Annotated in this window: 22 protein-coding genes; 11 read left to right on the forward strand and 11 right to left on the reverse strand. The window is 69.3% G+C overall.

Annotated features, from left to right (window positions below):
* Positions 1-3 precede the first annotated feature (3 nt).
* From V1318_RS19490 to V1318_RS19500, 3 genes are all read left to right on the forward strand, one after another.
* Positions 4-684 carry a response regulator transcription factor gene (locus V1318_RS19490; protein ID WP_332941461.1) on the forward strand — a complete coding sequence of 227 codons (681 nt, stop codon included), beginning with the start codon at positions 4-6 and terminating at the stop codon, positions 682-684.
* 10 nt (positions 685-694) lie between these two features.
* A complete protein-coding gene (locus V1318_RS19495; protein WP_332941434.1) occupies positions 695-2047 on the forward strand; it encodes a HAMP domain-containing sensor histidine kinase in 1353 nt (450 codons plus the stop codon).
* Positions 2048-2203: 156 nt separating this feature from the next.
* Positions 2204-3001: a MipA/OmpV family protein gene (locus V1318_RS19500; protein WP_332941435.1), complete on the forward strand. Its 798-nt coding sequence runs from the start codon at positions 2204-2206 to the stop codon at positions 2999-3001.
* A 218-nt stretch (positions 3002-3219) separates the two neighbouring features.
* On the opposite strand, the gene bla is transcribed toward V1318_RS19500, so the two are convergent.
* On the reverse strand, positions 3220-4014 hold the full coding sequence (gene bla, locus V1318_RS19505; RefSeq protein WP_332941436.1) for a subclass B1 metallo-beta-lactamase: 795 nt from the start codon (positions 4012-4014) through the stop codon (positions 3220-3222).
* Between the two features lie 102 nt (positions 4015-4116).
* On the reverse strand, positions 4117-4785 hold the full coding sequence (locus V1318_RS19510; protein WP_332941437.1) for a hypothetical protein: 669 nt from the start codon (positions 4783-4785) through the stop codon (positions 4117-4119).
* A 73-nt stretch (positions 4786-4858) separates the two neighbouring features.
* Between V1318_RS19510 and V1318_RS19515 the strand changes: the two genes are divergently transcribed.
* The gene (locus V1318_RS19515) at positions 4859-6298 is read left to right on the forward strand and encodes a PLP-dependent aminotransferase family protein (RefSeq protein ID WP_332941438.1); all 1440 of its coding nucleotides are present in this window, start codon (positions 4859-4861) and stop codon (positions 6296-6298) included.
* A gap of 556 nt (positions 6299-6854) precedes the next feature.
* Here the strand turns inward: V1318_RS19515 and V1318_RS19520 are convergent.
* Together V1318_RS19520 and V1318_RS19525 are read right to left on the reverse strand one after the other, a co-directional pair.
* The gene (locus V1318_RS19520; protein ID WP_332941439.1) at positions 6855-8369 is read right to left on the reverse strand and encodes a YifB family Mg chelatase-like AAA ATPase; all 1515 of its coding nucleotides are present in this window, start codon (positions 8367-8369) and stop codon (positions 6855-6857) included.
* Between the two features lie 10 nt (positions 8370-8379).
* Positions 8380-8646, reverse strand: a complete 267-nt coding sequence (locus V1318_RS19525; protein ID WP_332941462.1) for an accessory factor UbiK family protein — start codon at positions 8644-8646, stop codon at positions 8380-8382.
* A 275-nt stretch (positions 8647-8921) separates the two neighbouring features.
* Between V1318_RS19525 and V1318_RS19530 the strand changes: the two genes are divergently transcribed.
* A complete protein-coding gene (locus tag V1318_RS19530) occupies positions 8922-9260 on the forward strand; it encodes a P-II family nitrogen regulator (protein WP_056176848.1) in 339 nt (112 codons plus the stop codon).
* A 32-nt stretch (positions 9261-9292) separates the two neighbouring features.
* On the opposite strand, the gene V1318_RS19535 is transcribed toward V1318_RS19530, so the two are convergent.
* Positions 9293-10222, reverse strand: coding sequence for a LysR substrate-binding domain-containing protein (locus tag V1318_RS19535; protein ID WP_332941440.1), 930 nt, complete (start codon positions 10220-10222; stop codon positions 9293-9295).
* A gap of 162 nt (positions 10223-10384) precedes the next feature.
* Between V1318_RS19535 and V1318_RS19540 the strand changes: the two genes are divergently transcribed.
* Together V1318_RS19540 and V1318_RS19545 are read left to right on the forward strand one after the other, a co-directional pair.
* A complete protein-coding gene (locus tag V1318_RS19540) occupies positions 10385-11401 on the forward strand; it encodes a putative sulfate exporter family transporter (protein WP_332941441.1) in 1017 nt (338 codons plus the stop codon).
* A gap of 706 nt (positions 11402-12107) precedes the next feature.
* Positions 12108-13367: a M12 family metallo-peptidase gene (locus V1318_RS19545; RefSeq protein WP_332941442.1), complete on the forward strand. Its 1260-nt coding sequence runs from the start codon at positions 12108-12110 to the stop codon at positions 13365-13367.
* 97 nt (positions 13368-13464) lie between these two features.
* Here the strand turns inward: V1318_RS19545 and speE are convergent, their stop codons facing one another.
* The gene (gene speE, locus V1318_RS19550; RefSeq protein ID WP_332941443.1) at positions 13465-14319 is read right to left on the reverse strand and encodes a polyamine aminopropyltransferase; all 855 of its coding nucleotides are present in this window, start codon (positions 14317-14319) and stop codon (positions 13465-13467) included.
* A gap of 186 nt (positions 14320-14505) precedes the next feature.
* Here speE and V1318_RS19555 point away from each other — a divergent pair, with 186 nt between their 5' ends.
* The 4 genes from V1318_RS19555 (at position 14506) to V1318_RS19570 (ending at position 19513) form a co-directional block, all read left to right on the forward strand.
* Positions 14506-16362, forward strand: coding sequence for a M48 family metalloprotease (locus V1318_RS19555; RefSeq protein WP_332941444.1), 1857 nt, complete (start codon positions 14506-14508; stop codon positions 16360-16362).
* Positions 16363-16474: 112 nt separating this feature from the next.
* On the forward strand, positions 16475-18364 hold the full coding sequence (speA, locus tag V1318_RS19560; protein WP_332941445.1) for an arginine decarboxylase: 1890 nt from the start codon (positions 16475-16477) through the stop codon (positions 18362-18364).
* A 19-nt stretch (positions 18365-18383) separates the two neighbouring features.
* Positions 18384-18635 carry a YciI family protein gene (locus tag V1318_RS19565; RefSeq protein ID WP_332941446.1) on the forward strand — a complete coding sequence of 84 codons (252 nt, stop codon included), beginning with the start codon at positions 18384-18386 and terminating at the stop codon, positions 18633-18635.
* Positions 18636-18661: 26 nt separating this feature from the next.
* The gene (locus V1318_RS19570) at positions 18662-19513 is read left to right on the forward strand and encodes an NAD(P)-dependent oxidoreductase (RefSeq protein ID WP_332941447.1); all 852 of its coding nucleotides are present in this window, start codon (positions 18662-18664) and stop codon (positions 19511-19513) included.
* A 158-nt stretch (positions 19514-19671) separates the two neighbouring features.
* On the opposite strand, the gene V1318_RS19575 is transcribed toward V1318_RS19570, so the two are convergent.
* From V1318_RS19575 to radC, 5 genes are all read right to left on the reverse strand, one after another.
* The gene (locus V1318_RS19575) at positions 19672-20088 is read right to left on the reverse strand and encodes a hypothetical protein (protein ID WP_332941448.1); all 417 of its coding nucleotides are present in this window, start codon (positions 20086-20088) and stop codon (positions 19672-19674) included.
* A gap of 232 nt (positions 20089-20320) precedes the next feature.
* On the reverse strand, positions 20321-20530 hold the full coding sequence (locus V1318_RS19580; RefSeq protein WP_332941449.1) for a hypothetical protein: 210 nt from the start codon (positions 20528-20530) through the stop codon (positions 20321-20323).
* 234 nt (positions 20531-20764) lie between these two features.
* Positions 20765-21613: an SPOR domain-containing protein gene (locus V1318_RS19585; RefSeq protein WP_332941450.1), complete on the reverse strand. Its 849-nt coding sequence runs from the start codon at positions 21611-21613 to the stop codon at positions 20765-20767.
* Entirely contained in the window at positions 21614-23302 is a 1689-nt protein-coding gene (gene argS, locus V1318_RS19590; RefSeq protein WP_332941451.1) for an arginine--tRNA ligase, read from the reverse strand.
* A gap of 131 nt (positions 23303-23433) precedes the next feature.
* Complete coding sequence (gene radC, locus V1318_RS19595; protein WP_332941452.1) at positions 23434-24108, reverse strand: DNA repair protein RadC; 675 nt, start codon at positions 24106-24108, stop codon at positions 23434-23436.
* Positions 24109-24201 lie beyond the last annotated feature (93 nt).

Consider the following 24201-nt stretch of genomic DNA (forward strand, 5'->3'; position numbering starts at 1 on the left):
TCCCTGTCCATCCTCATCATCGAGGACAACGCGCAGCTGGCGGCCAACCTCTACGATTACCTGGAGGCTTGCGGGCACAGCCTGGATGCCGCGCCCGACGGGGTGTCCGGCCTGCACCTGGCGGTCTCCAAGGATTACGACGCGATCGTGCTCGACTGGAATCTCCCCAGGCTGGACGGCCTGACCTTGCTCAGAAGGCTGCGTCGCGAGGCGCGAAAGAAGGTGCCGGTGATCATGCTGACCGCGCGCGACCAGTTGGCGGACAAGATCGACGGATTCGAATCCGGCCTGGACGACTATCTGGTCAAGCCGGTGGCTTTGCCCGAGATCGAGGTTCGCCTGCGCTCGCTGGTGTCGCGCCTCAAGCAGTCCGCCGCGCCGGACGATGTGCTGACGGTGGGCGATTTGCGCTTCCATATACGCACGATGGAGATCCACCGCGCCGGCAGGCGCATCGCGCTGAGCCGGACCGGACGCCGTCTGCTGGAGCTGCTGATGCGCGAGAGCCCGCACGTGGTCACGCGCGCGCGCCTGGAGCGCGCCGCCTGGGGCGACAGCGTGCCCGGCACCGACCTGTTGCGTTCGCACATGCACGTGCTGCGCCGGGCCATCGAGCTGGATTCGGAAAAAGCGCTGCTGCATACCGTGGCGGGCTCGGGTTACAGGCTGTGCGACCTTGAATGAGTCGGCGCCCATGGAAGGCAGGCAGCGCAGCGTGCACTGGTGGATCAGCACCGCCTTGATAGTCTTCGGCGCCGTGATGGTGGCGGCGCTGAGCATCCAGGCCTTCAGCAGCCAGCTGCTGGTCGAACACAAGGTATGGAGCGACGTGCTCCGGTCGATATCCGCCGACCATGCCGCCCTGGTGCGCCGAGGCGACAGGGAGGCGCTGCCCGGCGCCGGCGCGGTGCGGTCCTGGTACGTGGACGGCGAAAGCAAGCTGCCGCAGCCCGTCGGCTACCTGGCCAGGCTGGCGCCCGGCTATTACTCGACGGAGGGCGGATCTGGGCTGTTCTCGCCGCGCAACATCTTCCGGGAGCTGGGCGACGAGTACGGCGTGTTTCGATCGGGCCAGAGTTTCCACGCGCTGGTCGTCGATCTGCCTCCGGGCCGCCTCGTCACCCTGGTCGACATCACCGAGCTGGAGGACCAGCAGAACCGCGATTCCTTCGTCAGCGCATTCTGGGCCGTCGGCCTGCTGGCGCTGATCGCCGGCGTGATCGCCTGGCTGCATGCCAACCTGGTGCGCCCCGTGCGCGACCTGGCCGATCGCATGCGCGCCATCGAGCCGGGCGCCGTTGGAGCCAGGTTGCCGACCACGTACCGCCGGGAAGAGATCCAGGTGATCGCCCGCGCCAGCAACGCCCATCTCGAACGCGTGGAGCGATTCATCGAGCGCGAGCGCAGCCTGCTGGACCAGGCCAGCCATGAGTTCAGGACGCCGATCGCGGTCATCTCGGGCGCGGTCGACGTGCTCAAGCAGATAGCGCTGCCCGAATCGTCCAAGCCGGCGCTGGGCCGGATCGAACACGCGGTCGAGGAACTGTCGGAGACCATGGTCGCCCTGTTGTACCTCGCGCGCGAGGCCAACCCGGAAACCGAGCCGGCGGAGGTGACCGTGCTGCACGAACTGCTGCCGCGCCTGGTGCAGGACCACCAGCACCTCCTGCAGCGCAAATCGGCGCAGCTGCGGATCGGCGAACTGGAACCGACCTTCCTGGCCGCTCCCGAGGCGATGATCCGCATCGCGGTGAGCAACCTGATACGCAACGCCATCGAGAACACCGAAGTCGGCTACATCGAGCTTGCGGTAAGCGCGGGCGTCGTCTCGGTCTCCGATTCGGGCAGCGGCTTCAACCCGGTCGAGGCGGCCCGGCGCTATCGCGACAGCCTGCGCCAGGCGGCGCCCGTGCGCGGGCAGGGCCTGGGACTGTTCCTGATCGGCCGCATCTGCGAACGCTTCGGCTGGAAGCTGTCCATCGAGTCGGTGGCGATGGGCGGCACCCGCGCCGAGTTGGACGTGACCGCCAGCGTGATCGCGCTCTAGTACAGCCGGCATTCAGCGCTCCGGCGCCGGACACGACATTTCGGCGACATCGCCAACTCATTCTGAGGCGGATGTTCGCGGTCGCGCGCTGTTGAGCAGCGTGGACGGGCCCGCGAGTTCGACACTCCCCTACTCAATGAGGTCAGGCTTCCCATGATGAAATTTCTGTGGCCCGTGTTGCTGTCCGGCTTGTCGTTCGGCGCTGCCGCCCAAGCCGGCGATGCCCAGGGCGATGGGCCCGAGGGGCAGCCGCCCCGCTGGGGCGTGGGCCTGGCCGCGGTGGTCAAGGACAGTCCGTTCGCGGGAGAGGGAACCCGCGTGATGCCTATCCCGCTGGTGAGCTACCAGGGCGAACGGTTCTCCTTCAGGGGCCTTTCGGCCGACTGGCGGATCATCGCCACGGATTCTTTCGAACTCTCCGCGAAGGGCAAATTCCGCATGGACGGGTTCGAGGTGGACGATCTGGGCAAGACCGCGCTCGCCAGGAACGGGATCGACTACCGATTGCTCGAGGACCGCGACAAGGGCTTCGATCTGGGCCTGGGCATGAAATGGAGCGGCGCGGCCGGCGAACTCGAAGTCGAACTGCTGGCCGACGCCACCGACACCAGCGGCGGCCAGGAAGCCAGCGTCGAGTACGGCTATCCCATCGAGCTGGGCAAGGGCACCCTGACCCCGAACGTCGGCGCTACCTGGCTGTCGAAGGACATGGCGAACTACTACTACGGAACGCTGGACGAAGAGGTCGCGCGCGGCGTGGTCGATTACAAGCCGGGCTCTGCGACCATCGCGCACGTCGGCGTCAGCTACTTCCGGCCGGTCGGCGAGAACTGGGCCCTCATGATGTCCGCCAAGTACAGCCTGCTGCCCGACGAAATCCAGGACAGCCCCTTCATCGAGCCGGATACCGACGGCACGGCGATGATGTTCGTCGGCTTCACCCGCGGATTCTGATCCCACGCGTGCCTGGCGCCGCGGGAACGCGCCGGGCCGACAGCGTGCACGGGCGGTCGCCGGCCGGCGATCGCCCTATCGTCTCAGGCGAACCGAAGGGGGCGTCCACCGTGCTTGCGCGTCAGAGGGGCGACGGCGCCGTCCGGAGCGCTTGAAGCCAGTCGCGCCGCGGACCGCGTCGGATTGAATGAGTTGTTATGGCGCTCGACGGCTTGCATTTACCGCCCAGCCTTGCGCGATTCCTTGAGCAACGCGAGAGTGTGATCAAGCAATTCTGGTCCGCCTACCTCTCCGTGTCCCGGAATGACGACCTTCGCCTTTGCGTAACGGGCGCGCGTCTGGCGGATGGCCTCTGGCCACCCTGTCATGTTCGCATCAGCGATGCCTCCGAGCGAATCGGCAGCGGCAGCGCGCACAGCGCACCCACCGAACAGCACGCCTTGGGATGGAACCCACGTCATGAGATTGTCCGGCGCGTGGCCCGGTCCGGGGTAGAAAAGCTCGACGGAGCCGAATTGAACGCTGGCTCCTGGCGTGTCCAGCCCTGCCAACGTGTGGTCTGGGACTGGCATGCCTTCCCCAATTGCTCGCTGTTGAGTCAGCGGCAGCGCGTAAACCTCAATGCCCCGTGCTTCGAGTGCGTCAGCGCCCGCAATACGGTCCCCGTGGGCATGGGACACGACGGCGCGGCGGACAGGAAGCTTGATCTTCGCCTCGATCTGATTGAGCAAGGTAAGCGTGAGGAGTTCTCCCCATGCCGTATCTACAAGGAGAAGGCCGTCGCCTTCACGGACGATGAGGCCATTGGCAGGGTAACGCGTGCCGCCGGGATAGGTGTAGTACGAGGTGTGAACCCACACGCCGGGCCGCACTTCGTGGATCTCCACGTCGGCGGGAGTCCCGATGGTCGAGGTACCTGCCGCCGTATTCGTGGTCTGCTCGGAGGCACTGGATACTGATATCGCCGTAACACCGACGAGTAAGGAAAAAACGGCACCGTTGAGTAAGGACATGCTGGTTCCTGAGGATTTCATTTGGTATAGCGGCATGGCGCCTGAACTAAGTCGAGCCGCGAAGCGGCTGCGGCTTGAATGAACTCTTGGGCGCGCCAGCTGCTACTTCATTACATCGGCCGGCTCATCCAGGCGCAGCACCAGATAGCGCATGAAAAACTGCGTGATCGGCCCCACGCATAGCGCGAATACGAGGGTGCCCGCGCCGGCCGTGCCGCCCAGCGCCGCACCCATCGCCAGCACCACGATCTCGATGCCGGTGCGCACGCGCTGGATCGACCAACCCGTGCGGCGCGCGAATCCGGTCATCAGGCCGTCGCGCGGCCCGGGACCGAGTTGCGCCCCAACGTAGAGCGCAGTGGCCAGCGCGCAGACCACCACTCCACAGACCAGGTAGGCGCAACGTAACGGCAACGACTCGGGTGCATCCAGCATCCGGAGATTGAAGTCGGTGAACGGCCCCAGCAGCAGCGTGTTGGCGATGGTACCCAGTCCGGGCATCTGCCGCAGCGGGATCCATAGCAACAGTACCGCCACGGCCACCAGGACCATGACTATGCCGAGCGACAGCGGCAGGCGCAGCGCAGCGCCCTGGTGGAACACGACCCACGGCGAGCCGCCGAGCGCACTTTCCATCAACAGCGCGTTGGACACGCCGTACAGCCATAGGCCAGCCAGCAGGCGCAAGAGCCGTTCGGGCAGGCGGCCGGCACGGAGTTGGGCGAGAGGACCGAGATTGGCCAGTCCAAGGGGAGAGGTGTTGGGGTTCATGAGCGCCAGTATCTGGATGATTGGCGCTTTTACGTAGATCCACCTTGGCCATAATGGCCTCATGAATCGATCCATGACCTCGGAACACTTGGCCACTTTGATCGGCCAGTTCCCACGCAAGCCGGCCTACCGGGGGCTCCGCCAGGTCCTGCAGGAACTGATCGGCACCGGCCGCATTCCCCTCGGCACGCGTTTGCCCAGCGAGCGGGCGATATCCCAGGCGCTGGAGGTCTCGCGCAATACGGTGACCCGCGTCTATGCGGACCTGGTCGCCGCGGGTTTCGCGACGGCGCGCCAGGGTGCGGGCACGTTCGTCGCCGTTCCTGACGATCGCCGGCGCGCGCACGAACACTCGCTGCGCTCGCTCGCCGGCGCGCATGCGACCGAAGGCGCCATCGACCTCAACTGCGCCGCGACTGCCGCCATTCCGGGCATCGCCCCGGCCTACGAACGCGCTCTGGAAAGGTTGTCCTGCTATCTGGGAAGCGACGGTCACCGTCCAACCGGCCTGCCGGTCCTGCGCGCCCTGATCGCACAGATGTACGCGCGGCGAGGATTGCCGACCGACCCCGAACAGATCATGGTCACCTCTGGCGCGTTGGCGGGCACGGCCGTCGTCGCACGCGCGCTGTCGCGACCCGGCGACCGGGCGATGATCGAATCGCCGGTATACCCCAACGTCATCGAAGCATTGCGCCTGGGCGGCGCGCGCCTGGTTGCGTCCCCGATGGGCGACGCGCTGGGAGAGGAAGGCTGGGACTTGGACGGCATCGAGGCCGCGCTGCGGCAGACGCGGCCGCACCTGGCCTACCTGATCCCCGACTTCCAGAATCCCACCGGCTTCCTGATGCGCGATGACCAGCGCGCACGCTACGCCGCCGCGCTGCATGCCACGCGCACGACCGCGGTCGTCGACGAATCGCTGCAGGCCATCGCACTGACGGACGCCGGCATGCCCCTGCCATTCGCCGCGCACGCACCAGGCGCCATCACGATCGGCAGCGTTTCGAAGCTGCTGTGGAGCGGATTGCGCGTCGGATGGATCCGCGCGCCGCACGATCTGATCGACCGGCTCATCAAGGCCCGATTGCAGTTCGACCTGGGCACGGCGCTTTTCGACCAATTGGTGGTGACCGAACTGCTGGACGACAGCGATGTCATCGCGATGCGTCGCGTGCAACTTCGCCAGCGTCGCGATGCTCTGGCCCACGCTATCGGCGAACGACTGCCGCAGTGGCGATTCCGCCTGCCCGAAGGCGGAATGACCTTGTGGCTGCAGTTGCCGGATGGCAGCGCTACACAGCTGGCGGCGAACCTGGAGACCGTTGGCGTCCACGTCCCACCCGGTCCGATGTTCAGCGTCGAAGGTGGCAACGATCGGTGGCTGCGCATCCCATACGTGCGACCGGAAGAGGAGTTGATCGAGGCCGTTGGGCGCATCGCGGATTTTTGCTCGAGGGCGCCGGCCGGGGTTTCGGGTCGCCGGGAGGGTTCGCGGGCGGTCATTCTTTAGAACGAGCTTCGCGGGTTTCCGCCAGCGACCGCTCTCGGCCAATAGCAGCCCCTCGGGCCTTTAGCCACGATTGTGAGGAGATGGCCTGCGGCTTGGCCGTGGCCAGCTAACGGTAGCTGATGGTCCGGCCTGGCGTGACCCTTTTTCGGGCCGGGAATGGACCTCAGTCCCGCAGCCGATGGCAGTCACCGACAAAGCGCCCGTCCAAGGGGGCGGATCGATAGCTTCCCACCAGAAGACGCCGCAAGGTTTTGACCTTGTTCCTTCAAGGGCGGCTGACCACTTGCCGGTCGCCACGCGAACTGCATGCGCTACTGGACTCTGAGCGGGGTTCTCGAATCTCCGTGGACGAGGCGGCAGTTGCCCATGCGAGAACCTCCTTCTCACCGACGGGACGCAACCATGCGAACGGCCTCCACCAGGAAGACGATCCACGGGTGAAAGTCGCGTCCGCGTGGCAGGCGGCGATCGTGGGGCTCTTACTTGAGATTGATTCCAATACCCGCGAGAGCAGGTGTTCTTGGCGTGCGCGCGGAAGGCGCACGAGCGAAACGCGTCAGGCCGCCTGCATCGCCGCGCCGCGGTCCGCGCGCCGATAGCCGATCGCCTCGGTCAGGTGCACGCTGTGGATGCGCGGGCTGCCGGCGAGGTCGGCGATGGTGCGCGCCACGCGCAGGATGCGATGGGTGGAGCGCGCCGAAAGTTGCAGGCTTTCCACCGCGCGTTCGAGCAGGCCGTAGTCGCGATCGTCCAGGCGGCAGGTCGCCGAGGTCTCGGCCTGGGTCATCTGCGCGTTGACCTTGCCGGCGCGGCTGCGCTGCAGCTCGCGCGCCTGGGCCACGCGCTCGCGCACCTCGGCGCTGGATTCGGCCGGCGGCGCGTCGGCACGCAGTTCGGTGGGCATCAGGCGCGGCACTTCGATGTGCAGGTCGATGCGGTCCAGCATCGGCCCGGACACGCGTGCGCGGTAACGGCGGATCGCGTCGATGCCGCAATGGCAGCGGCCGCTGCGGTCGCCGGCCCAGCCGCAGGGGCAGGGGTTCATGGCCGCGACCAGCTGGAAGCGCGCGGGGAACTCGCTGCTGCGCGCGGCGCGCGAGATCGTGACCACGCCCGACTCCAGCGGTTCGCGCAGCACTTCCAGGGCGCGCCGGTCCCATTCGGGCAGTTCGTCCAGGAACAGCACCCCCTGATGCGCCAGCGAGATCTCGCCCGGGCGCGGGTCGGCGCCGCCGCCGACCAGGGCGACCGCGCTGGCGGTGTGGTGCGGCGAGCGGAACGGGCGCTCGCGCCAGCGCGCCGGGTCCAGGCCGCGGCCGCTGACCGAGGCGATCGCGGCGGCTTCCAGCGCTTCTTCTTCGTCCGCGTCCGGCAGCAGGCCGGACAGGCGCGAGGCCAGCAGGGTCTTGCCGCTGCCGGGCGGGCCGATCAGCAACAGATGGTGGCCGCCGGCGGCGGCGATTTCCAGCGCGCGACGGGCCTGGCTTTGCCCGCGCACGTCGGCCAGGTCCGGGCCCGGCGTGCGCGCGCTGACCACGGCGACCGCGGCCGGCAAGGTTTTGCGCGCCGAGAGCATGGCGCAGACCTCCAGCAGGGTGCGCGCGGTCATGGCCTCGACCCGGCTGGCGAGCGCGGCCTCGGCGCCGTTGCCGGCCGGCACGATCAGCTTGCGTCCGGCGTCGGCGGCCGCCAGCGCCGCCGGCAGCACGCCGTCGACCGCGCGCAGCTCGCCGGTCAGGCCCAGCTCGCCCAGGAATTCGTACTCGCCCAGCGCTTCCAGCGGCACCTGGCCGCTGGCGGCGAGAATGCCCAGCGCGATCGCCAGGTCGTAGCGGCCGCCGTCCTTGGGCAGGTCGGCGGGGGCCAGGTTGACGGTGATGCGGCGCGCCGGGAATTCGAACTGCGCGCACTGGATCGCCGCGCGCACCCGGTCCTTGGCCTCGCGCACCGCGGCTTCGGGCAGGCCGACGATGGACATCGCGGGCAGGCCGCCGGCGAGGTGGACTTCGACCCGAACCGCGGGCGCGCGCACGCCCGCACGCGCACGGCTGTGCACGATCGCCAGATTCATGAGGGAGGCCTCAGTGTTGGGGCGGCGTGGATTGGCCCAGCTGGGCTTCCAGCTCGGCCACGGTGCGCTGCAGTTCGTCCAGTTTCTCGCGCGTGCGCAGCAGGACCGCGCGCTGCACTTCGAATTCCTCGCGCGTGACCAGGTCGAGCTTGGCCAGCCCGCTCTGCAACACGGCCTTGAAGTTCTGCTGGATTTCCTCGCGGCCTTCGCGCACGCCCGGCGGCAACAGCGAGCCGAGGCGGCGGGCAAGGTCGTCGATATGGTTCAGGTCGATCATCGGGTCGGGACTCAATCCGGGGGACGTGGCCAGCATGGCCTCGTGGCCGGGACGGCGCCGTCGGTGCGGGCCGCGCCGCGCTGTCAGAAAAATCCGACATTGCGGTGAGGCATTACACCACGGCGGCGGTCGCGGACGCGAGGTAGACCATCCTCGGCTGCGCCCGGGCGAAGACCGCGTGAACGCCGACGGGATAGGGCCGCAGCCTGCGCCTCGGCTATGCTGCCGCCCAGACGAGGCGCGCCGCGTGCGCGGATGGGAACCGGAGAGCGACGATGAAGATGGTCATGGCGGTGATCAAGCCGTTCAAGCTGGACGACGTGCGCGAGGCCCTGGCCGAAGCGGGCGTGGCCGGCATCACCGCCACCGAGGTCAAGGGCTTCGGCCGCCAGAAGGGCCATACCGAGCTCTACCGCGGCGCCGAATACGTGGTCGACTTCCTGCCCAAGATCAAACTCGAGGTGGCGGTGACGGACGAGCAGGTCGACGGCGTGGTCGAGGCGATCATGAAGGCGGCCGGCACCGGCAAGATCGGCGACGGCAAGATCTTCGTCTGGGATCTGGAGCGCGCGGTGCGCATCCGCACCGGCGAAATGGACGGCGACGCGCTGTAGCAACATGCCGCCGCGAAAGCGGTGCGTGTCGCCTACCGGCGGCGCCCGCTCGCCGCCGGCGGCGACTGCGCATCCAGGGCCAGAAAGGCGCGCAAGGCCGGGGCTTGCGGCCGGTTGACCAGTTCCAACCGATACAACGGTCGCGTGACCGCGTTGGCGCCGCCCGCCAAGGCGAGCGCTTGCAGCCGCCCCATCGCCAGCAGATCGGCGACCACGGTTTCCGGCAGCAGGGCGATGCCGGCGCCGGCGGCGACCGCGCGCGCGATGGCTTCGTTGCTGCCGATCTCGACGACGCGCGCAGGCACGATGCCCTGGGCCTCGAACCAGGCCTGCGCGGCCTGGCGAGTGCCGGAGCCTGGCTCGCGCAGCAGCCAGGTCTGCGCCGCCAAGGCGCCGGGCGTGCTGCGCCCGGCGCGGGCGGCCGCGCCATCGCCGGCTGCGATCAGCCGCAGCGGTTCGGTGCGCCACAGCGTGGCCGCGATGCGCGCGTCATCGACTTCGCCTTCGACGTAGCCCACATCGACCCGGCAATCGACCAGCGCGCGGCCGACCTCGTCGGTGTTGGCGACCACCAACTCCAATTCCAGCGCGGGATGGCGGCGCGCGAACGCGGCGAGCGTCTGCGGCAGCCAGTACGCGGCGACCGTGGTGCTGGCGCCGATGCGCAGCCGGCCCTGGCGCAGCTCGACGCGGTCGCGGACGTCTTCGCTGGCGGCGCGTTCGAGGGCGAAGATCGCGCGCGCATGTTCGAACACGGCGCGGCCGTGCTCGGTCAGCACCACTGCGCGCTGCGACTTGCCGTCGGCGCCGCCGCGTTCCAGCAGCGGCAGGTCGAGCTGGTGTTCCAGTTCGCGCACCGCCTTGGACACCGCCGACTGGCTCACGAACAAGGCTTGGGCGGCGCGCGAGTAGCTCTGGGTCTCGACCACGGTGAGGAAGCTGCGCAGCAGGTGCAGGTTCATAACTATGAGTTCAGTTCATGGATCATTGAATTATATGTATTGGACGCTCGCCGGTGGCGGGCCTAAGGTGGCGCCGATTTCGTCAGGCGCATGGCGCCGGAGTGCCCTGTGTCGTCTGCCTGCGAAACCGCTGCCCCGACCCCGCCCCGGGAGGTCTCGGCGTTGCGGCGGGCGAAAGCCTGGGCGCCCGGCCTGGCGCTGGCCGCCGCCCTGGCCGCCCTGGCCTGGGGCCTGGCCGAATGGGCGCCGCTGCGCGGGCTGGGCCTGAGCGCGCTGACCCTGGCGATCGTGCTGGGCATCGCGGTCGGCAACAGCGGTTTCGCGCGCATCGCCGCGCTCGCCGGCCCGGGTGTCGATCTGTGTCGCAGCCGGCTGCTGCGCCTGGGCATCGTGCTGTACGGGTTCCGGGTCGGCTTCCAGGACCTGGCCGCGGTCGGCGTGGCGGGCCTGGCGGTGGATGCGGTGGTGGTGGCGTCGGTGTTCGCCTGCGCGGTCTGGCTGGGCACGCGCTGGCTGAAGCTGGACCGCGAGACCGCGATGCTGATCGGCGCCGGCAGCGCGATCTGCGGCGCGGCCGCGGTGATGGCGGCCGAGCCGGTCCTGCGCGCACGCGCGCACCAGGTATCGGTGGCGGTGGCGACGGTGGTGGTGTTCGGCACCGTCGGCATGTTCGTCTACCCCTGGCTGTATCCGCACTTGGGCATGAGCGAGCACGCCTACGGTCTCTATGTCGGTTCGACCGTGCACGAGGTCGCGCAGGTGGTGGTGGCCGGCCGCGCGATCGGCGAGACCGCGGCCTCGACCGCCGTGATCGAGAAGATGCTGCGGGTGATGCTGCTGGCGCCGTTCCTGCTGCTGCTGTCGGCGCGCGTCGCCGGGCGCGGCGATGGGCGCGCGCGCGGCAAGCTTGCGATGCCCTGGTTCGCGCTGGCCTTCATCGCGGTCAGCGGCTTGCATTCCTTGGTTCGGCTGCCTCCGGCCTGGGTGGGGGCGATCGTGCAAGTGGATACCGCGTTGCTGGCGATGGCGATGGCCGCGCTCGGCCTGCGCACCCGGATCGGCGCGATCCGTGAGGCCGGACCCCGGCCTTTGCTGTTGGCGGCGGCGCTGTTCGGGCTGCTGACGGTGGGCGGCTACGCGCTCAATCTTGCCGCGATGCGCTGGATCGGCGGCGGATAAACACGCTGCAGTACCATGGCGCCAACGCAGGGCCTGGAGCGTCTGCGTCCGGCCACGACCGAGCCGTTCGATGGCGGGGGTGCGGCGGCGCGCGGGGAACCGATGCTTCGATGCGCTGCGCGATGTCCGAGACGAAAACCGCAGGCCAGGCGCATGCGCATGCGCGTGCGCAAGATGCGGTCGGCGAGATCGGCTAGATGGAACCGCGTAAGCCGCGCTCGAAGTAGAGCGCAAGGCCTCGCGGACAAAGAAAACCCCGCATCGTTGCAGGGTTTTTTATGCGGCGGCTGAGGCGCGGGCGCTCACGGCGTGGCTCAGTCGCAGCGGATGGGGCTACCGCAGGCGGGCTGCCTGCAGCGGATGCGCAAGGTATCGGCGTCGTTCGCATTCGGCGTATCCGCCTGCGCTTGCGATGATTGCTCACTTGATACGTATCTTCTGTGCCGCTCTTTTCTTCGATGCGGCAATGTGTGATTTTCGTTGCAGCTTGCAAGCGGAAATGAGGGGTTTCCAATCTGTTTCGGTCGAACGCGTCGTGCCTAAGCTCGGTACGGTTCAAGGCGGTTCGATCGCATTCCCACGCGACTGCAATAGCGCGAACGCGGCGATACGGCCATGAACGAAGCGGGCGACCGCGGTCGCTCCCGACGCCCATCATCGTTGCTGTGCTCAAGGGGATCTTCAAATGCAGAAAGCAGTATTGGTAATGTCCATCGCCGGTCTGGTGGCCGCCACGGTCAATGTCGCCGGTGCGCAATCCGCGGCGGTGCCGGAACTGTTCCAGGCCCACTCTTCCAAGGCCGTCGTCGCCGCGCCCGCGAGCGTCCAGAACATGCTGCGCGACAAGAGCGCGCACTGGGCGGCATCCGTGTCCGTCGATCGCAAGGCGCTGGTCGGCGCGCAGCGCGAGCTGATGCTGAGCATGCCGGAAGGCGCGCGCCTGCATATGCGCTTGGCGAAGTCCTACCGCACCGCCGCCGGCGATGTCGTATGGTCGGGCGCCGATCAACTGCTACCCAACGGCCAGCTCAGGCTCGGCGCGCAGCCGCCGTCCACCGCCCTGTTCGTCGTGCGCGGCGAGCGCGTCACCGGGCAGATCACCGCCGCCACGGGCGAGGTGTACGAGATCCTGACGTCGGAAGACGGAAAGCGGCAGTACATGGTCAAGCGCGAACTGGCCAGCCTGGAGGGAGCGGACGACACGCCGGCCGAGGTCGATCTGGCGCAGCAAGCCGACCGCGGCGCCGGCGGCCGTACGGCGGCGACCGCGTTGCTGGCCGATACGGTCGTGCGCATCCTGCAGGTCTATACGCCGGAAGCCGTCAGCGAGCTGGGCGGGCAGAATTCGGCGAACGATCGCGCCGCGTTCTTCATCGCCCAGTCGAACACCGCGTTCGCGAACAACGCCTTGCCGCTGCGATTCGAAAGCGCGGGGGTGCGCTTCACCAGTCAGGCGCAGTCGACCGACGACTCCGGCACCCTGCTGTCGCGCATCAGGGGTACCAGCGATGGTTGGTACGACGCTTACTCGACCACCGAGCGCGACAGCACCGCCGCCGACCTGGTGACCCTGGTCGTCCGCGACGGCCTGCAAAGCAGCAGCGGCGCGGGCCTGTGCGGCCAGGCCTCGGTGATCGGCGCGACCGCCAGCAGCGGCTTCTTCGTGCAGAACCAAAGCTGCAGCACGTATACCTTCGTGCACGAGGCGGCGCACCTGTTCGGCGCCCGCCACGACAACGATCCGAGCACCACGCCGTTCTCGTACGGTCATGGCTACGTCAATACGTCCGGCAATTTCCGCACGATCATGGCGGTGAATGCGAATCCGCAGCCGCGCATCGGCTACTTCTCGACCACCGACCAAAGCTACGTCTCCGGCGGCGTGAGCCGGCCCTTGGGCACCAGCACGCGCGACAACGAGCGGGTCATGCGCGAACGCGCGGCGGCGATGGCGGCGTTCCGCTAAGCGCGGCCAGGCGGGAACCGCGGCGGCCGCCAGGCCGCCGCGTGGCCGCGTATCGGGCGCGTGACCGGGCCTGCGCCCGGCCGCGCCCGATGCCGGATCAGGCTTCGCCCAGGGCCTGGGCCACGAACGGCGGCAGGGTCTGCGCGCCGCGGTGGATGTCGGCGCTGTAGTACAGGGTGTCGAAGCCCTTGCCGCGCGCGTCGGCGTCGCGGAAATCGAAACCGCCGGACTTGCGCGCCAGGGTGCAGCTCCACCAGCCGGTGGGGTAGCACGGCTGCGGGAACGGCAGGGTCTGGAAGCGGGCGAAGCCGGCCTTGCCCATTTCGCCGCGCATTTCCTTGATCAGGTCGAGCAGGACCAGCGGCGATTCCGACTGCTGGACCAGGATGCCGTCGTCCTTGAGCGCGCGGAAGCAGCTTTCGTAGAAGGCCTTGTTGAACAGGCCTTCGGCCGGGCCGACCGGGTCGGTGGAGTCGACGATGATGATGTCGACGCTGCCCGGCGCGCGGTTGGCCATGTAGGCGATGCCGTCGTCGAACAGCAGCTGCGCGCGCGCGTCGCCGTTGCGCTCGCACAGTTCCGGGAACCACTTCTCGGCCATGCGCGTGACCTGCTCGTCGATATCGCACTGCACGGCTTCTTCGACGCCGGGGTGCTTGAGCACTTCGCGCAGGGTGCCGCAGTCGCCGCCGCCGATGATGACCACGTTCTTGGGCGCGGCATGGGTGAACAGCGCCGGGTGCGACATCATCTCGTGGTAGAGGAAGTTGTCGCGCGTGGTCAGCATCATCGCGCCGTCGATCAGCATGAGGTTGCCCCAGTCGGTGCTCTCGAAGATCTCGATCTTCTGGAACGGCGACTGGACCTCGTCGAGCTTGCGGGTGATGCGATAGCCGATGGCCGAGCCGGCGCGCTCGAAGTTCTCGTAATGCCAGGTGTCGGAGCTGCTCATGCGGGTGATTCCAGAAGAAGTGGGACGCGCCTGCCAAGGTAGCCGTCGCCGATGACGGCCGCGCTGCGCCACGACGTGCGGGCGCTGCGCCAGGGCGGGGGGCGGCATTGTAACGGACCGGGCGTGAGGCGCCCGGCCTGTCCTAAAATGGCCGCAGGCACGGGGGCGGAGCAGGGGGCTGCAGGGATGGCATCGGTCGCGCGGTACCAGGGGCTGGTCGAGCGCCTGGAGCGGGAGGCGCAGCAGGCGCCTGGACGCTACAAGTTCAAGTTGGCCCTGTTGGCGGGCCTGGGATTCGCGGTGCTGGGCGGCACGGTGCTGCTGGCGCTGGGCATGTCGGCCGGCCTGGTGCTGGCGCTGCTGGCGATCAGCCCGATCCTGCTGCTCAAGCTGCTGAAAGTGATCTGGATACCGGTCGCGTTCGGCTGGTTCGTGCTCAAGGCGCTGTGGGTGAAGTTCGAGCCGCCCAGCGGCTACGTGCTGGGCCCGGACGAGGCGCCGGCGCTGCGCGCCGAGATCGAGCGCCTGCGCGAGCAGACCGGGGCGCCGCCGCTGAAGCAGATCCTGATCGATCCGAACCTCAATGCCGGCGCCGCCAGCGTGCCGTGCATGCTGGGCCTGTTCGGGCATACCCATTACCTGGTGCTGGGCCTGCCGCTGATGCAGTTGCTCAGCCGCGAGCAGTTCGCCGCGGTGGTCGCGCACGAGTTCGGCCATTTCGGCGGCGGCCATGGCCGCTTCTCGGGCTGGATCTACCGGGTGCGCGCGAGCTGGTACCGGTTCCTGGAGGAGCTGTCGCAACGGCGTTCGCGCATGGGCGCGGTATTCCTGCGCTTCTTCAACTGGTATGCGCCTTACTTCGACGCCTACAGCTTCGTGCTGGCGCGCGCGCAGGAGTACGACGCCGACGCCACCGCCGCGCGCGTGACCGGCGCGCCCACCATGGCCCAGGCGCTGCAGCGCGTAGGGCTGGGCAACGTGCGCCTGCAACGCGATTTCTGGGCCGGCGTGGAGCGCAGCGTGCAGGCCCAACCGCAGCCGCCGCAGGCGCTGTTCCGCGACATGGCCGGCAGTTTCGCCCACGTCGGCAGCGACGATGCGGCACGCCTGCAGGAGCTGCTGGACGAGCAGCCCGGCCTGGAGGACACCCACCCGACCCTGGCCCAGCGCCTGCAAGCCCTGGGTCAGTCGCCCGCATCGGTGCCGGCGCCGGCGCAATCGGCCGCCGAGGCGCTGCTGGGGCCGCTGCGCGAGACCCTGGAGGAGCGCTTCAGCCGCGAATGGCGCGAGCACATCGCCGAGAGCTGGCGCCAACAGCACGAAAACCTGGGCCAGGACCATGCGCGCTTGTCCGAGCTGGAGGCGCGCGTCGATACGCTGGCGGGCCCCGAGCTGGGCGAATACGCGATCCTGGTCCACCGTCTGCGTCCGGACGCCGACCCCCTGCCGCTGTACCGCACCGCGCTGAGCGCATGCCCGGATGCGGCCCTGGTCGTCGCCCGCCTGGGCGCGCTGCTGCTGGACCGCCAGGACGCGGAAGGCGTGGCCCATCTGGAGCGCGCCATGGAGCTCGATGCGGATTTCAGCGAGCAGGCCCTGCAGCTGCTGATGCAGCACCATCACCGCGTCGGCGACGAGGCCGCGTTCGAGGCGGCGGCCAAACGGTTGCGCGCCCTGTACCAGCGCCGCGAGGGCGCCGTGCTCGCGCGCGAGGAGGTCGACGCCAAGAAGGACCGCTTGCTCGAGCACGGCCTGGACGCCGAGGCCCTGGGCGTCGCGGTTGCGGGCCTGCAAGCCTCCGGCAAGGTCAAGCGGGCCTGGATCGTGCGCAAGCAGATCGAGGGCGACGAGACCGGCATTCCGCACTACCTGGTGCTGCTGGCCCTGCGCGGGGTGGCTTGGACCGAAGACGGGATGCTGCAGAAGGTGCTCGATGGCCTGGAGCTGCCGGGCAGCATCGTCGCCCTGCACGAATCCAGCCACCGCGCCCTGGCCAAGCGGATCAAGGCGATGCCGGGCACGCTGGTGTACACCCGGGGCTGAAGCCGCTCGCGCCAGGGTGGGGCCGCCCGCGGCCGTTCAGGCAGCGATGGCCGGGATCGAGGCATGGGGACGGTAGAATGCGCGTCCCCTCCGTACCACTGGTGCCACGCCGATGTCCGACTGGTCGCTCGATCAGGCCCGTAAGACCTACTCGATCCCGCATTGGTCCGAAGGCTACTTCGATGTCGATGCGGCCGGGCGGATCGCGGTGCGGCCGCACGGCGAGCGCGGTCCGTCGATCCCGCTGCCCGAGGTCGTCGACGCCGCGCGCGCCAACGGCGCCAAGCTGCCGGTGCTGGTGCGCTTCCCCGACATCCTGGGCGACCGCCTGGGCAAGCTGCAGGCCGCGTTCGCGCAGGCCCAGGCCGAGTGGGACTACGCCGGCGGCTATACCGCGGTCTACCCGATCAAGGTCAACCAGCACCGCGGCGTGGCCGGCACCCTGGCCTCGCACCACGGCGAAGGCTTCGGCCTGGAAGCGGGCAGCAAGCCCGAGCTGATGGCGGTGCTGGCGCTGAGCCGGCCAGGCGGCCTGATCGTGTGCAACGGCTACAAGGACCGCGAGTACATCCGCCTGGCCCTGATCGGCCGCAAGCTGGGGCTGGAGACCTACATCGTGGTCGAGAAGCCGTCCGAGCTGGCGCTGGTGATCGAGGAAGCGCAGGCCCTGGGCGTGCAGCCCGGCCTGGGCGTGCGCATGCGCCTGGCCTCGCTGGGCGCCGGCAAGTGGCAGAACAGCGGCGGCGACAAGGCCAAGTTCGGGCTGTCGCCGCGCCAGGTGCTGGACCTGTGGAAGAAGCTGCGCGACGCCGGCATGGGCGATTGCCTGCAGTTGCTGCACTTCCACATGGGTTCGCAGATCTCCAACGTGCGCGACATCGCCAACGGCATGCGCGAGGCCACGCGCTACTTCGTCGAACTGTCCAAGCTGGGCGCCAAGGTGCGCTACATGGACGTCGGCGGCGGTCTGGGCATCGATTACGAAGGCACGCGCTCGCGCGGCTACTGCTCGATCAACTACGGCATCGGCCAGTACGCCAACAGCATCGTCCAGCCGCTGGCCGAGGCCTGCGTCGAACACGGCCTGACCCCGCCGCGCGTGGTCACCGAGTGCGGCCGCGCGATGACCGCGCACCACGCGGTGCTGGTGGCCAACGTGTCGGAAGTCGAGGAAGCGCCGGAAGGCCGCATCCCCGATTCGCACGACGACGAGCCGGCGGTGGTGCGCCACCTGCGCGAGATCCACGACGAGCTCGACCGGCGCCCGGCGGTGGAACTGTTCCACGAGGCCCAGCATCACCACAGCGAAGGCCTGTCGCTGTACGCGCTGGGCCAGATCGACCTGACCCAGCGCGCGCGCATCGACGACCTGTTCTACGCGATCGCGCACGCGGTGCGGCAGCGCCTGAACTACGACGAGAAGAGCCATCGCGAGCTGCTGGACGAACTCAACGACCGCCTGGTCGACAAGTACTTCGTCAACTTCAGCGTGTTCGAGTCGATTCCGGACGTGTGGGCGATCGACCAGGTGTTCCCGATCGTGCCGATCGAGCGCCTGGACGAGGTACCCGAGCGCCGCGGCATCCTGGCCGACATGACCTGCGACTCCGACGGCACGGTCAAGACCTACGTCGAGAACGAGGGCCTGGATACCTCGCTGCCGCTGCATCGCCTCAAGCACGGCGAAAGCTACCGGCTGGGTTTCTTCCTGGTCGGCGCCTACCAGGAGATCCTGGGCGACATCCACAACCTGTTCGGCGACACCGACGCGGTGGAAGTGCGCGTGGACGGCGATGGTTACCGGATCGCGCAGCAGCGCCGCGGCGACACCACCGACGTGATGCTGGACTACGTCGGCTACCAGCTGTCGGATCTGCGCCAGGCCTACCGCGACAAGGTCGCCGCGGCGCGGTTGTCGGGCGAGGAATCCGATCGCCTGAACGAGGCGCTGGAGACCGGCCTGACCGGCTACACCTATCTCAGCGACGCGCCGCTGGCGTGACGACGGCGGGACCACGGGCATGAAGCAGTATCTGGTGCTGGCGATGCGCGAGCCGGCGTTCGACGCCGGCGCGATCGAACCGCATCGCGAGTTCATCGCCGCGCTGCGCGCGCAAGGCCGGCTGGAGCGCTCGGGTGCGTTCTCGGACAAGAGCGGCGGCGCCTATGTGCTGCTGGCGCCGGACCTGGACGCGGCGACCGCGCTCGCGCATACCGATCCGCTGCACCTGACCGGTGCGTCGCGGCTCACGATTTACGAATGGCAGGTCTGAACACCCTCACGGGACGGAAGGTTGAAATGAAAGTCGGATTCATAGGCCTGGGCGCGATGGGCGCGCCGATGGCGCGTTACGTGCACAACCAGGGGCTGCTGACCGCGGTCGGCAATCGCACCCAGGCCAAGGCCGACGCGCTGGCGGCGGAGCTGGACGTGCGCGCGGCGCGCTCGGCGGCGAACTTCGCCGACTGCGACGTGGTGACGCTGTGCGTGTCGCTGGACGCGGACGTGCTGGAGAACGTGGCCGCGCTGGCCGAGGTGCTCAAGGCCGGAGCGGTGGTGGTCGACCATTCGACGGTGGCGGTGGAGACCGCGCGCCGCTGCGCGGCGATGCTGGCCACCCACAACATCGGCTTCATCGACGCGCCGGTGTCCGGCGGCGTCGAAGGCGCGCGCAACGGCAAGCTGTCGGTGATGGCCGGCGGCGACGCCGAGGTGCTGGAACGCGCGCGCCCGGCGATCGAGTCCTACGCCGCACGCATCAGCCACATGGGCGGAACCGGCGCCGGCCAGGCCACCAAGGCGGTCAATCAGGTGCTGGTCGCGGGCATCAACGAGGCGGTCTGCGAAGGCCTGGCCCTGGGCGAGAAGCTGGGCCTGGACCCGGAGCGCCTGCTGCCCACGCTGCTGGCCGGCGCGGCCAACAACTGGTTCCTCGACAAGCGCGGTGCGACCATGCTGCGCGACGAGTTCGCGCCCGGTTTCAAGTGCGCGCACATGCTCAAGGACCTGCGCATCGTGCAGGCGATCGCGCGCGACAGCGGCATTCGCACCGCCGTCATCGATCAGGCCCTGGCCGACTACGCCGAGCTGATCGAACGCGGCATGGGCGAGTCCGATACGTCGGCGCTGATCGCGATCAAGCGCGGCTGATCGCGCGCCTAAGCCGGCAGCGCGCGTTGCGCCGGTTCCCTGTAGGAGCGGCGTAAGCCGCGACGCTTTTGCATTCGCTGCGCGAGCTACGAGCCGCGTTGCGACGGGCCGCACGATCGCGGCTCACGCCGCTCCCACAGAAGGCAGCGGTGCTACGCTCAGGACGCGACGGTCTTGGCGCGGCGGTTGGCCAGGGTCTCGCCGATGGTGGCGCCCAGCCAGGCCGCGAACAGGCTCAGCGCGATCGCGGCGCCGTTGTACTTCAGCATCGCCGGCAAGGACGCCATCGGCGGCGGGCTGTCCGGGGCGATCATCGCCACCAGCACGGTCAGGATCGCCAGCCAGACGATGAGCACCATCAGCACGGCGACGGCACGGAATTTGCGCCGCGCGACCGCGCCGCCCACCGTCATCGCCAGCAGCACCATCAGGACATCGCCGATCGGCACCCGGCCCAAGGGGGTATGCAGGATCTGCCCGCCCTCGCTGTTGGCGCCGGCCAGCTGCGCGGCCAGGCCGCCCAGCAACAGCACCGACAGTGCGGCGATGCAGCCCAGAAGTACGCGTTTGTCCATGCTTCACCTTGCTGCGAACCGGGCGAGTCTACCTCGGTCGTGCGCAGCGCCAAGCCTGCGCTGCCCGGGCTGTGACCGTGCTCGCGCTTGCCGGCGGGCGCTGAGGCGCCGGCTGGCGGCGACGGTCTGGTGTGGCGGGCCGCCCGCGGCGGTGCGCGCGATGGCGACGATGCGGGCTTGAGAGGTGCTTCCTCGTGCCGCTGTAAGAGCAAATCCCCCTCAGTCCCCCTTTTCAAAGGGAGAGGAAGAGCGGTTGTGTCGCCACGCCAAAAGGCGTTGCGATCCCCCAGAGCCGTTCGCAACTCCCCGAGCCGTTCGCGATTCCCAAGGCCGTTCGCGACTGCCAGAGCCGTTCGTGGCGCGCACGGTCGAACCATGAGCGGCGAACCGCGTCCGCTGCGTCGATGACGTGGCGGTTGCCTTTGCGGCGCGTCGTCGTCATGGCGACGACGCGGTTGGCCTATGGCTCACCGCATCCTACGGTGGGGCCCTAGACGCAGCTCCCGAGCCGGTGAGCCTGTCGAACCATGAGCGGCGACCCGCGTCTGCGCCGCGAACGAGGTGGCGGCTACCTTTGCGGCGCGTGGCCATCGAACCCTGGAAGCCGTCGCATCGCCGTCGGCGCGAGCATGCCCAGCGGGCCGGCGACGCAGCGGCCGCCGGCGGAACCGATCGCTTACCTGACCTTGATCGCCATGCCCGGCAGGCCGCCGCTGGCAAGCTTGCGCTTGGCTTCGGCCAGGTCGCTGGCGGTGCCGTAGGGGCCCATGCGCACGCGGTAGACGGTCTTGCCGCTGATCTGCGCCTGTTCGACCCGGGCGCCCAGGCCCAGCAGAGCGATCTTGGCCTTCATTTCCTCGGCCTGGCCGGAGGCCTGGAACGCGCCGGCCTGGAGCAGGTAGAGGGTGCCGTCGCCGATCGCGTTCGATGCAGTGCCGGCGGCGATGTTGGCCGTGGCCGGCGCGGTCGTGCCCGCGTTGGCGGTCGCGGCCGGGATCGCCGCGACGGGCGTGCTCGGGCCGGCGTCGACCGGCTTGGGCAGGGTGGCGCCGGCGTTGTTGGCGGCGGTCGCGTTGGCCGGTGCGGTCGCCGGGGATGCGCCGTTCTGCGCGGCGGTCTGCGCCGCCTGCTGCTTCTGCTGCTGGGCCAGGCGCTGCGCTTCGGCGCGCTCGGTCGCGGCCAGTTCGGCATCGCTCAGCGGGACTTCCTTGCCGGGCAGCAGGTCGTAGAAGGCGTAGTCGGGCGGCTGCTTGTCGGCAGCGGCGGCGGGCTTGGGCGCGGTCGAGCCGTTGTCGTTGTCCGGCGCGACGGTCTCGTCCTCGGCCACCGCGACCGGCGCGGGCTGGGCGTCGGGGTTGGGCTTGGGACGGAAGAAGCCGTCGCCGTCGGACTTGAGGAACTTCGGCGCCGACAGGATCAGCACCACGCCCAACAGGACGCCCATGACGCCCCAGGCCCAGCCGGGCAGGCCGCCGCCGTTGCCCTGGTTGCGCTTCGCTTGCGATTTGCCACGTCGTGCTGCCACTTACATCACCTCGGGGGCGCTGACGCCCAACAGATCCAGACCGTTCGCCAGCACCTGGCGCGTCGCCGTCGCCAGCGCCAGGCGCGCGTTGCGCACGGCATCGTCGTCGACCAGGAACTGGTGGTCGTTGTAATACGTCTGGAAGGTCTGCGCCAATTCCAGCAGATAGACCGCGATCTGGTGCGGCTCGAGGTCGCGGCCGGCCGCGGCCACCACATCGGGGTAGCGCAGCAAGGTCGTCACCAGTTCGTGCGCGGCGGCGTCGTCCAGGTCCAGCGGCTGGGCCAAGCCCTGCTCCAGGTCGAAGGACAGGCCGCGTTCCTTGAGCTGGCGCATCAGGCCGCACATGCGCGCGTGCGAGACCTGCACGTAGTAGACCGGGTTGTCCATCGACTGCGAACGCGCCAGGTCGATGTCGAAGGTCAGCTGCGAATCGGGCTTGCGCGCGATCAGGAACCAGCGCACCGCGTCGCGGCCGGCCTCGTCGATCAGGTCGCGCAGGGTCAGGTAGCTGCCGGCGCGCTTGGACAGCTTCACTTCCTCGCCGCCGCGCATCACCGTGACCATCTGGTGCAGCACGTACTCGGGCCAGCCCTGCGGAATGCCGGCATCCAGCGCCTGCAGGCCGGCGCGCACGCGCGCCAGCGAGCCGTGGTGGTCGGCGCCCAGTTCGGTGATCGCGCGCTCGTAGCCGCGCTGCCACTTGCTCAGGTGATAGGCGACGTCGGGCACGAAGTAGGTGTAGGTGCCGTCGGACTTGCGCATCACGCGGTCCTTGTCGTCGCCGAAGTCGGTGCTGCGCAGCCACAGCGCGCCGCCCTCTTCGTAGGTATGGCCGTGCGCGATCAGTTCGCGCACGGTCTCCTCGACCTTGTCGTCGGCGTACAGCGAGCTTTCCAGGAAATACACGTCGAAACCGACGCCATAGGCGGCGAGATCGCCGTTCTGCTCGCGGCGCAGGTAAGCCACGGCGAAGCGGCGGATCGCGTCGAGGTCGTCGGCATCGCCGGCGCCGACCACGCTGTGGCCGTCGACTTCGACGGTGGCGCCGTCGAGATAGGCGCGCGCCACGTCGGCGATGTAGTCGCCGCGGTAGCCGTCTTCCGGCCAGCCCTCGTCGCCCGGGGCGATGCCGCGCGCGCGCGCCTGGGTGGAGATCGCCAGGTTGTTGATCTGCACGCCGGCGTCGTTGTAGTAGAACTCGCGCGCCACGTTCCAGCCGTTGGCGGCGAGCACGCGCGCGATGCAGTCGCCGATCACCGCGGCGCGGCCGTGGCCGACATGGAGCGGGCCGGTCGGGTTGGCCGAGACGTACTCGACGCCGGCGCGATGGCCGGCGCCGCTGTCGTTGCGGCCGTAGTCGGCGCCGGCGGCCAGGGCGTCGCGCAGCAGGCGGCGCCAGGCCGACTCGTCGACATGGAAGTTGATGAAGCCGGGGCCGGCGATCTCGATGCGCGCGATGTCGCCGTTGCCGGGCAGGGCCTCGACCAGCTTCTGCGCGATTTCGCGCGGATTGGCGCGCGCGGGCTTGGACAGCAGCATCGCGGCGTTGGTCGAGAAGTCGCCCTGGGCACGGGTCTTGGGACGTTCGATCACGAATTCGGGCGTCGCCAGCTCGGCCGGCAGGGTGCCGGCGGCGCGCAACGCATCGATGGCCTGCGCGACCAGCGCGCGGAGATGGGTTTTCACGGGGATTCTGCGGGGTGCTGCGGATCGGCCATTGTACGCGAGGGCGAAGCCGCGGGCGGGCCGCGGACGCCGCCGCGAAACGCGTTCCCGTACCCGACGGCGGCACCAGCGCCGGCCGCTGGAGCCAGGCCTCAGAGCATGCCGCGCGCCGCCATCGACACCGGCGGCCCGTCGGCGATCACGAAATGGTCGAGCAGGCGGATGTCGACCAGGTCCAGGGCATGGCGCAGGCGCGCGGTCACGGCGCGGTCGGCGCCGCTGGGTTCGGGATTGCCGCTGGGGTGGTTGTGGCCGACGATCACCGCCGCGGCGTTGTGCGCCAGGGCGCGCCGGACCACCTCGCGCGGGTGCACCTCGGCGCCGTCGATGGTGCCGCGGAACAGCTCCTCGAACGCGATCGCGCGGTGGCTGGCGTCCAAGAACAGGGCCGCGAACACCTCGTGCGACAGGCCGCGCAGGCGCTGGGCGAAATAGCGCCCGGCCGCGCCCGGATCGGCCAGGGCCTCGCCGCGCTCGAGCTGGGCCGACAGGTGCCGGTTGGCCAACTCCAGCGCCGCCACCAGGGTGCAGGTGCGGGCCGGACCCAGGCCGGGCAGGCCCAGCAGCTGGGCGGGGCTGCATTCGAGCAGGGCGCGCAGGGGGCCGTGCGCGTTCAGCAAACTGCGCGCGCTGGAGACCGCGTCGCGGCCGCGCAGGCCGGAGCCGAGGAAGATCGCCAGCAGTTCGGCGTCCGAAAGCGAGCGGGCGCCGCGTGCCAGGAGTTTTTCGCGGGGCCGTTCCGCGCTGGGCCATTCTTGGATACGCATGGCCGCAGCTTGCCGCGTGGCGCGAGGCGCGCCGATCGGGCGTTGCGGGGGCATCGGGTAAGCTAGGGCCCCATTCCGGCGTGGGAATTCCCT

This window comes from Lysobacter sp. CCNWLW3 (assembly GCF_036697405.1).
Taxonomy (GTDB): Bacteria; Pseudomonadota; Gammaproteobacteria; order Xanthomonadales; family Xanthomonadaceae; genus Lysobacter.